At 36.2% G+C, this 9746-nt stretch carries 8 protein-coding genes and 1 pseudogene; 4 read left to right on the forward strand and 5 right to left on the reverse strand.

What is annotated here, in order from left to right:
- Positions 1–77 precede the first annotated feature (77 nt).
- Positions 78–1895: a ribosome rescue protein RqcH gene (rqcH, locus tag ACNF42_RS00410; protein ID WP_443337664.1), complete on the forward strand. Its 1818-nt coding sequence runs from the start codon at positions 78–80 to the stop codon at positions 1893–1895.
- Here rqcH and ACNF42_RS00415 read toward each other — a convergent pair.
- The 4 genes from ACNF42_RS00415 to ACNF42_RS00430 form a co-directional block, all read right to left on the reverse strand.
- The gene (locus ACNF42_RS00415) at positions 1885–2820 is read right to left on the reverse strand and encodes a bifunctional phosphoglucose/phosphomannose isomerase (RefSeq protein WP_443337666.1); all 936 of its coding nucleotides are present in this window, start codon (positions 2818–2820) and stop codon (positions 1885–1887) included. The two genes, rqcH and ACNF42_RS00415, sit on opposite strands and share 11 nt — an antisense overlap.
- 252 nt (positions 2821–3072) lie before the next feature.
- Positions 3073–4326: an arginine deiminase family protein gene (locus ACNF42_RS00420; RefSeq protein ID WP_443337669.1), complete on the reverse strand. Its 1254-nt coding sequence runs from the start codon at positions 4324–4326 to the stop codon at positions 3073–3075.
- Positions 4327–5340 carry an NMD3-related protein gene (locus tag ACNF42_RS00425; protein ID WP_443337672.1) on the reverse strand — a complete coding sequence of 338 codons (1014 nt, stop codon included), beginning with the start codon at positions 5338–5340 and terminating at the stop codon, positions 4327–4329.
- A gap of 3 nt (positions 5341–5343) precedes the next feature.
- On the reverse strand, positions 5344–6492 hold the full coding sequence (locus ACNF42_RS00430; RefSeq protein ID WP_443337674.1) for an acyl-CoA dehydrogenase family protein: 1149 nt from the start codon (positions 6490–6492) through the stop codon (positions 5344–5346).
- A 249-nt stretch (positions 6493–6741) separates the two neighbouring features.
- Here ACNF42_RS00430 and ACNF42_RS00435 point away from each other — a divergent pair, with 249 nt between their 5' ends.
- The 3 genes from ACNF42_RS00435 to ACNF42_RS00445 are packed head-to-tail and all read left to right on the forward strand — an operon-like array spanning position 6742 to position 9494.
- Complete coding sequence (locus ACNF42_RS00435; RefSeq protein WP_443337676.1) at positions 6742–7557, forward strand: methylenetetrahydrofolate reductase; 816 nt, start codon at positions 6742–6744, stop codon at positions 7555–7557.
- On the forward strand, positions 7558–8454 hold the full coding sequence (locus ACNF42_RS00440) for a uroporphyrinogen decarboxylase/cobalamine-independent methonine synthase family protein (RefSeq protein WP_443337678.1): 897 nt from the start codon (positions 7558–7560) through the stop codon (positions 8452–8454).
- 2 nt (positions 8455–8456) lie between these two features.
- Positions 8457–9494, forward strand: a complete 1038-nt coding sequence (locus ACNF42_RS00445; RefSeq protein ID WP_443337680.1) for a methionine synthase — start codon at positions 8457–8459, stop codon at positions 9492–9494.
- 125 nt (positions 9495–9619) lie between these two features.
- Here the strand turns inward: ACNF42_RS00445 and ACNF42_RS00450 are convergent.
- A pseudogene (locus ACNF42_RS00450) lies at positions 9620–9746 on the reverse strand (IS256-like element ISFac8 family transposase); the annotation flags it as partial.

The following is a 9746-nucleotide window of genomic DNA, read 5'->3' on the forward strand; positions in this document are numbered from 1 at the left end:
TTTTCTTAATTATGGGATGGAGCCCATTTCTGCTGCACAAGATTAAAGCAAAAAATGTCATTATCCTTTGAGTTAAAATGAAAGATAAGGAAAGCTCCCTGGATATATATGCATTTATTGAAATAAACAGGGAAAATATTAAAGATGCATTCTTTAAGAAAGTATATGAGATCGGCCAGAAAAAATTCATATTTCAAATACACAGTAGTACATTGAAAACAGTTCCTCTATATATTGATGTCAAAAGGGGAGTATGCTTCATGGATTCCACAAGGGGACAGGATGCTGGCCAGACAGCTATGTACCTTCGTAAGATATTCATGGATCGGAAAATCAGTAATATAACTCAGATAAATTTTGACAGAGTAATAAGAATTGACACTTATGGAGGATCTTCCCTCGTTATAGAACTGTTTAGGGATGGGAATCTTATAGTGCTGCAGGATGATGTAATTGATTATGCCCTATTCCCGAGAGAATGGAAGAATAGGAAGATACTGAAAGGAGAAAAGTATATACCACCCACATTATCTGATCCATTAAATCTTGAATATTCGCAAATAAAGGAAATAATTGAAAAAAGTAAAGCATCTATTGTTCAAACATTAGCCACAAGAATGAATTTTGGTGGCGACCTATCCGAGGAGGTGCTTTTTCGCAGCGAAATAGATAAGGATTCAAAGCCAGAGGTAAATCCCAGTCTCATTGAGAAATTGATGAACACAACCCGGATGGTTTTAAAGGAGGCAAAAGAGAACAAGGGCTATATTTACAAGGATCAAACTGCATCTCCAATTTTAATGAGATCAAGGTTAAATGAAGAATATGAGACTACTGAAACATTCAATGAAGCCTTGATGAGGATAATGCAAAGGGAAAATGAACTGAATCCTGTTAATGAGAAGATAAAAAGAATTGTTGAGAACCAGGAAAGGGCGATCAAAGAGTATGAGAAAAAAGTTGAAGAATATAAGGAAGCTGGGAATTTTATTGCTGCTCACTTCCAGGGAATTGCCAAAACAATAAATCTACTTAAGGGAAGTGCCAATTCCGGTGACCTTTTGAATCTTGGAGACTTAAAGTTAGAAGTATTAAAAAAAGATCTGGCCAACAGGATTGCCACCATAAAATATGGAGACCTGACCATAGAGATAGAATACGAAAAGACCCCAGGCGAAAACATGGAAAGGCTTTTCAACCAGTCAAAAGAATTCAAAGAGAAGATAAATGGGGCTAAAATCGCGATGGAGAATTCACTTGGCAATATTGTAAAGGAACAGGAAATGAAAAGAAAAACCAGACAAAAGTTCTGGTTTGAAACATACCACTGGTTTTTTACAAAAAATGAAAAACTTGTACTTTCTGGTAAAAATACTGACACCAATGAAAAGGTGGTGAAAAAATACCTGGAAGAAGATGACATATATGTCCATGCAGATATGTACGGAGCCCCAAGCACCGTTATCAGGAAAGGTGAGAGTGATAAACCAATTGATGAGGAGGACATAAGGGAAGCAGCCATTTTTGCCGTGTCCTTCTCAAGAGCATGGCAGAATGGCCTGGCGTCAGGATCTGCCTATTGGGTATCTCCACAACAGGTAAGCAAGACACCAGAATCAGGACAATATGTGAGGAAAGGATCATGGATAGTGAGAGGGAAAAGAACTTACTTATTCCAGCTCCCACTTGAACTGTATATCACTCCAATAGAATACAAGGAAATAAGAATTCCAATGATCTCACCTTATAAAAAGGATGAAAATAGCATAAAAATTGTCCCTGGAAGCAGAAAAAAGGATAGAATTGCCAGGGAAATTGCGGAAAAACTGGATTTTGAAATTGACGAAATAATGCAAATATTACCAACGGGGAACTCAGAAATCGTTAAATCTTAGAGAGGTCCCCCTTCAGATTTTCCAGCACTTTTACATCCTCCGGATCGTAATTTCTTAATATTGCAACCTGAACAGTCAGGATATCTATGTAATGGATAAGATAAAAAAGCTTCTCGAGTGTTGTTTTGCCTTCAGATGAAATTCTTGAAAATGAAACTTTGGAAATCGATTCAACCATATCCATTCTCCGGGCATTTCTTGAATCCGGGTCCCCTTCTATACATAAATAAAAAAACCTATTCCTCATATTTTCATTTAGAGCCATTGGAACCAATTCATTGTGATTTTGCTCCGATAAAATATGATTCAAAGCAAACATTTTGGAATTTTCATTAAACTGCGTTTTAAATCTATAGCTCAATGCAGTGAATGGCTCCCATGATATGATATAGGGTATTTTATCTGAATCCACGATTTTCTGAGCCAGTTTTTCTATCTCCTTTGACTTTGATCTTGCCTTATTTATGGCATCTCCAAGATCCGACTGGTACACCATCTTGCTCATGAAGGTGTTCAAAAGAGGCATGAGCAAATACCCAAGGGATTCCCTCGGCTGGAGACCCTTTGGAATAATAATGACATCGTCACTTATTTGTGAAAGTTTTCCACCGGAGGTAATTGCATGTACTTTTATTCCCCTCTCCCTTGCCTGGTTTACAACAGAGATTGTTTCCTCCGTATTGCCACTGTAACTCACTGCAATAAAAAAGGTATCTTTATTGACAAACTCAGGTAAGTTGTAGCCATCAACAATATTAACTATCTCCTTTTGATAAAGAGCCGAAAATATTCTTCCTGATACACCAGATCCACCCATCCCCGCAATTGTGACTGATGAGTGAGATTCTAATTTGAACTTGTCTTTCAATTTTACCTGATTTTCTAAATCCATTACCTGTTTAAAAAAGGGATTTTCAAAATTCATATTATCATCTTAAAGTGGAACTATTACCATCAGAAAACCCCAGATTGCTGGCAAAAGACCTGCTAGTGTAATTAAAATGTATATTTTATAGTTCACAGACATATTGACCATATCATATTTTTTTAATTAAACTTTTCATTTGACCATCAATGATTGAAGGGCTTTCTATGGCCCTTATCTGTTGAGAAAATAAATTCTTTAGTGAAATTCATAGTATAAAATATGGATACAAAAATAGGGATGAGGCTAAAATTAAGAGCGTTCCATTGCCATGGTCATACAGTGGGCTCCGCCATAACCTCCAGTAAGCTCCTCTAGATCAATTGTAATATAATCTATGCCAAATTCTGCCATCTTCTTTGGGATTGGAAACATCTCATCTTCTGGATCTGGTAGTTCAAATGATGATTTCCTTGCAATATCTTCGTTAAGTATGTTGTTCTTTAGAAGTCTCCTGAATACTTTTGATGAATCTACACAAAGGATCTTTCCATCGGAGATTGTAAGAAAATTTGAGGAATATGAAAGCTGTTCCACTATACTGAGATCAAGTATGTTGAAACCCTTTTCTACCATGTAGTCGTAAAGATTGATTTTCCTGCCGGGTGTATATCCCTCCCCATTTTTTTCATATACCTGTCCCTTTGCCTTTTTAGCAAGTCTGGCGGAACATATGGCTACTTCGCCTGACGGAATATTAAAATATGTATCAAGATGCATGTTGTTCAAAAGATCATCAACCATGAAGTCATACTTTGGATTTTCCAAAATCAAAACTTCGTCATGGGAAAACATCCCTGAATTCAACGCATCCATTGCACCATTCAGGTCCGTCCTTGGACCTGTGCCTATTAGACCAAAATCCCCACATGGTATGTAATCCCCACCCTCAAAAAAAGATTCCTCGCCAATCTTCTTTACGTGATTCTTTCCAATTACGTTTTCCATTATAAAACCTGTAATTGAGGGTTCAGATCTCCTTTGAGGGAGTCTCATTCTGCCAGATACTATACCGTTGGCTCCAGTTGCCTGCTGATCTCTCATAAAGTAAAGATTTGCCAATGGAATATTTGAAAAAATCTTAGGGTACTGCATATTATTTGATTCGTCCATTCTAACATCTATTGCTGGTTCAAGAATCATAAGGTTGAACAGGGTATCTGCATCCAGATAACCTATATTCTTTGAGAACTCTTCCATTAATCGTTTGGAATCATCAATATCGCCGTAAAATACCACCCTTTCCATTACCTTTTTCTCCATTGCATCCCTGAATTGTGTATCTGACTTTGCCCTTGAATTGAACATCTCCCTAAGTAAGGTAACCTTTACTCCGTTTTCCCTTAGTTTCTGTTCTAATTCAACATGTTCAGAAATTGCCCTTTGTTTGTTAAAAGGTCTTTCAAATAGAAATGCCCTTGGTGCAAGCATTGCATAGTCTATCTCTATTCCAGGTCTATGGATTATCACACTTCTTAGTTTCTCCCATTCTTTTCTTACGAACATCTATTCACCCCTAACTCTATAAAATTCATCACCCAATACAAAAATTGAGATTTCGTTATCCTTACATTCACCCTTAATGGTAATTTGAGTAAAATTTTCCTTATCCATAAGCGTACACTCCTCCTTTTCACGACTTATAACCATGAAAGTTCTCCTGGTTGCAAATTCCCCTGTGATAAGTGTTTTTTCAAAATTGACAGTTTTCTTATTTATTTGAATCTCTTTTCCATTATCAAGGTCGTTTACATATATGCCATAAGAGCTTTTTCCCTGATAGAGATATCTTTTTCCATTGATATAAATGACCGCACCCGGTTCAAAGTCAAGAACGCGAATCAGGTAAGTAAATCTAAAAAATTGCTTTCCATCCCTTACTCCTGCCAGTGTTTTGGATACTATGATGTCACAAATTTCCCTAGTCTTCATATCCTTTGCAAATGTATCTCCATCCTTTCTTTTTCCAAGATATACGTCAAATCCATCTTTTACATACTCTATCTTAGAAATAAAGGATTCAGGATCATCTTTATGGTTTCTTTCGACCATGGAAACCAGAATTTTTGCTAACCGCTCCATTTCGCCTGTTATGTTGCCTGTCACTCCCCTTATCTGAACTTTTGCCTCATAATATGAACCTGTTACCTTATTACATGTGGGACAGCTTATACTCTCCTTGATGAATGGAATTTGAAAAGTTTCATCTCTTATATCATTGGGATTTCGTTCAACCTCTATTTTAATTGTAACGGAATTTTCCAATTTGTTCTTTCCAATTATTTCTCCCTTCACTATCTTAAACGGCTCATTCACTGTGAAATTTTCAATCACTTTTTTCTCCCACTTCCCTTGCCCATCCTTGTAAACCCATCCCTTTCCAACGAAGTAAGCTCCACACTTCGGACAGGTCTTTTCAATTATTGAACCGGGTGCTTCTATATTTAAAGAATCCCAAAGACAGGATTCACATAATCCCTTTTCCACCGCTTCGTGCTTCCCACACTTAATACATTTCATCCCTTATTCTATTCCTCTACCCTTTTGGAAATCCTTTATCAGTGAGTTGGCAATAAGTTTTTTCCTTATTTCTGTTGTTCCAGCTCCTATCTGCCCCAGTATAGCATCTCTAAGTAGTCTTTCAACACCTGTGTCCTTCATATATCCATTTCCTCCCATTATCTGTATGGCTTCTCGACTGATCCTTTCTGCGACTATTGCTGAATAGAGAATTGATGATGCCGCACTTTTTAGATCCATGTTGTTATTTTCAACGGAAGAGAGTGCATCATATGCAAGCAATTTGGACGCTCGATATTCCGTATACATCATTGCCAGTTTGTCCTGTATCATCTCAAACTCGTATAGAGATTTACCAAACTGCTTCCTTTCAATTGAATATCGTGTCGCCTCTTCCAGAGCTCTTCTTGCCAGGCCAACAAATATGAATGAAAGAATTGCCCGCTCAGAGTTTAGTCCACTAAGAATTATATCTTTGCCTGAATTTTCTCCTCCTAAAATTCTATCCTTTTTTAATTTAATATTATCAAAAAATATCTCCCCAGTGGGAGAACCTCTCATGCCCATCTTATTGAACTTTTTACCCCTGGTAAAGCCTTCGTCACTACTCTCCACGATAAATGCAGTAAAATCATTTCCCGTCCTAGCATAAACAAGAAATATATCGGAGTACGGAGCATTAGTGATGTAAGTTTTTGATCCGTTCAGAATATAATGGTCTCCAGATCGGGTGGCCCTTGTTTTCATAGCCAGTGCATCTGAACCTGATGATGGCTCAGTTAATCCCAGTGAACCTATTTTTTGACCTGTGCAAAGGTCGGGTATATACTTCTCTCTCTGGGCTGAGTTTGCGTTTCTGAAGAGATTATCCAAGGTAAGATTGCTGTGTGCTCCATAGGAAAGAGCCAATGATGGGGAAGAATACCCTATTTCCTCTTCTATGATGGCCTGTCCAACATACCCAAAGGCGGAACCACCATATTCTTCTGGAACTGTAATTCCAAGATAGCCCATTTTTCCCATTTTTTTGAAAACGTCAAGTGGGAAGTAATCATCCTGATCAATTTTCAGAGATATGGGTTCAATCTCTCTGGTTACAAATTCCCTAACATTTTTTCTTAGTTCGTTAAGAATTTCTTCGTTAAAGTTCATAACCCCTTACATGAAACTTATTAAATAATTTTCACGGTATTAATAAACCCATGATTAAGTTTTAGTAAAATTATAAGAAACCGTCCAACCTAATTTTTGGCTTTCAGAAGATTTACATTGTAAACAACTTCTTTCCTTACTTGCCTTAAAAGATTTAGATCATTGGGATTGCGAATAACACCTATAATTACCTTTAGTAATATTTTATAAAAGAAATTATTTAATGATAATCCCCATCCAAACAGAGTAATGGGAGAAAAAGTGATAACTGAACTGAAGATAGTAAAATCTGTTGAGATTCTGCCTGAAAAAAACCTTAACAATCAGGATCTAGATATTGCAGCCAGGAATCTCGATGGAGCTGCAAATGTAATTACAGCGCCTGAAAATCCTGGTGGAAGGCCTGGAGTTGATCCTTTTCTTACAACAAAGATAGTATCCATGAAAATTGGGGCAATAGCTGTTCCACATATAACCTCAAGAGACAAAAACAGGGTATATATTATTTCTCAAATAGTCAGTGCAATAAAAAACGAAATAAGGAATTTCTTCGTAATCGGTGGTGATCCAGTAGATCCAAAATTCAGCAAACTTGAGGTCAGGGAGATTGATGCCCTTGGAATAATGAGAGAGATCAGGAGAATTCAAAATGAACAGTATGCTGAGAAGATTTCAATAAACATTGGTTCAGCTTATAACCCGTATAGAGATCAAGAAGTTTCCATATCCTTGAAAAAAGCTGATGCAGGGGCAGATTTTTTTATAACACAGCCCATATATTCAACTGAACATCTTAACCCAGAGATTATTGCAAGGAATAAATTAAAAATTATTCCTGGTTTCATACCGATTACAAGAAAGGGCACAATTACTTTTCTAAAAAAAATAGGTGTAAATATGAGTAAAGCAGAAATTGAAAAACTAAGGGAATCAGACGATATAGCAAGTACATCGAGACGTATGTTCTTGAATACGTATGACGAGATTAAGGGAAGTGTAATGGGTATTCATGTGATGCCGATGGGAGATTATAAAATTGCAAAGGAAATCCTGGAGAGTGTTTAATTGACAAAGATTGAAGGTTTAATTGGAGGGATATTTCCCAAACCAGAAGAATTGAGAGTGCTTATAGGTAGATGGGAAAGGGGACTCATAAATTCCACAGAACTTGAAAATAATATAGTTAGGAAGACGGAGGAGTTTGATCTCCTGGCAGAAGGAATAAAGCATACTGAACCATTGTACAACTGGTATGATATATTCAGACCCATAGTTTCACTTATGAAAGGAGTCAATTTAGGCCCATTAACTAGATTTGAAGAGACTAATACATTTTACAGAATTCCCGAATTCGATGGCCAATATGAAATTGGGATATCTCCTTTAAGTTTTCACGAAATAAGGGATAGTTTACCATTGCCTGTTTATAAGGGTTCGAAAAAATCCTTGCTCTTTGCCCCTGGACCTCTAACATTGTTAAGATTCTCAAAAATACAAAATTCCACAAATGATGAAGTTTTCCTGGAAAATATAACGAAGTTCTACTCATCCTTATTTGGATTTTATGACAGAAGTACGGATATTTTTTTAATGGAGAGGGTCCCCTTGACAGAAGGTTATTCAAGCTTAATAAGAAGGTTCATCGACCTAAGAAGAATATACCTCTTTACTTCAGGACAAATAAAGGAAACAAACTTCTCAATTGAGAATGAAAAATTCAAATCGATCATTACAGATATGGACAGAAAACAAGTTGAGATTTCCAGTAAGTATTCCCATATACCTGGTGTCAAACTTATCGATGCTCATAATACCAGACTGGAGAACGAAGAAAAGATAAAAAAATCTATTGAGGAACTGAATTTAGATCGTATAATAGTTGGAACAAATGATTATTTGGATTTCCTTCCAAATAAGATTGCTGAAAAGAAGGTGCAAATATTAAGAAGGATCGGTGAATGATAATGGGTGAACTTAATTTAATTACACAGGAAATTGGAAGTTTTAGAAAACCTGATTATTTAAGCAAAAATTTCCATAAATTAGGTGAATCTTCGGAATTTTTTGAAAGAGCATCCAGGGCAACTCTGGAAACATTAAAAATATTCGAAAATTCAGGTTTGGAAAATGTGGGTGTTGCTGGTGAAATGTTCAGGTGGGAAATGTATGAGCATTTCGCTACAAGAGTACAGAATCTAGAGTTCTACGGAATGGTTAGATCATTTGATAATAGATACTATAAAAAAGGTAGCGTAACCGGCCCAATAAGAAGAAGGGAAAGTCTGCACGGAAATGAACTTGAGTTTTTATTAAACAATACAAAAGAAAAACTCAAAATACCAATAACAGGCCCATACACTATGATGGATTGGTCATTTAACGAATATTATGCAAGTCGTTATGATCTTGCAATATCCTTTGGAGAGATCATTAATGAAGAGATAAATGAATTGAGATCCATATGGAAAAAATATAGGAATGAGGAAAAAATGGAGATACAAATTGATGAACCAGCGGCAACAACTCATCCATCTGAAATGAATATAGTATTGGATTCTGTCAATAGAGCTGTTGAAGGAATTCAAGGCATTGAAACCTCCATACATGTATGTTACAGTAAGGATTACGGAGACCTTTTTAAGATAATGCCAGACTTGAATATAGATGGCTATAATCTTGAGTTTGCAAATAGAGATACACTTAATTTGGGAGTGGGATTAGATAAACGACCAGGATATGTAGATGTAAAAAGGTTCAAAGAATACTGTGAAACTGGATCAAATAGAAAGTTCCTTGGGTTAGGAGTAACTGATGTACATATAGACACAGTTGAGAGTGTTGAATTAATATCAGACAGAATTAACACAGCAAGGGAAATTATGGATGACGACCGCCAGCTGAGAATAAATCCTGACTGTGGCTTAAGAACAAGAAGTATTCAGATCGGTTATGAAAAACTGCACAATATGAATTTGGCAGTTGGTCAAATAAAACCGCAATGAAAACGCATTTAACTTTCTATTTTTTTAGAGTTCTAGGTAGAATTATTAATATAAACTTTGTAACCGTGAAAAAAAATAATTAAATAATAAGTCATTTTATACATAGTGTCCAAAATGTTGTGTATTTATAAAGGATACCTCCTTTGGAACATTTCCTTAATCTCATCAATGCATTTATAATATCCTCTCAATGATCTCATAGACCATTTGTCATTTATCTCTGCTGCCCTCAGATAAATGATCTTCATTGCA

This window comes from Cuniculiplasma thermophilum (assembly GCF_052315355.1).
Lineage (GTDB): Archaea > Thermoplasmatota > Thermoplasmata > Thermoplasmatales > Thermoplasmataceae > Cuniculiplasma.